The following is a 405-nucleotide window of genomic DNA, read 5'->3' as shown; positions in this document are numbered from 1 at the left end:
AGGTAAGGAGGTGATCCAACCGCAGGTTCCCCTACGGTTACCTTGTTACGACTTCACCCCAGTCATGAATCACAAAGTGGTAAGCGCCCTCCCGAAGGTTAAGCTACCTACTTCTTTTGCAACCCACTCCCATGGTGTGACGGGCGGTGTGTACAAGGCCCGGGAACGTATTCACCGTGGCATTCTGATCCACGATTACTAGCGATTCCGACTTCATGGAGTCGAGTTGCAGACTCCAATCCGGACTACGACGCACTTTATGAGGTCCGCTTGCTCTCGCGAGGTCGCTTCTCTTTGTATGCGCCATTGTAGCACGTGTGTAGCCCTGGTCGTAAGGGCCATGATGACTTGACGTCATCCCCACCTTCCTCCAGTTTATCACTGGCAGTCTCCTTTGAGTTCCCG

General features: G+C 53.6%; 1 rRNA gene. It reads right to left on the bottom strand.

The annotated features are described in order from the left end of the window. Nucleotides 1-3: 3 nt before the first annotated feature. A 16S ribosomal RNA gene (locus ACLJZ5_RS22095) occupies nt 4-405 on the bottom strand; the annotation flags it as partial.

The sequence above is a fragment of the Salmonella sp. 5800 genome (assembly GCF_046558195.1).
GTDB lineage: Bacteria > Pseudomonadota > Gammaproteobacteria > Enterobacterales > Enterobacteriaceae > Salmonella > Salmonella enterica.
The sequence above is the reverse complement of the archived record's forward strand: the minus strand, read 5'-3'. Positions and strand labels throughout refer to the sequence as shown.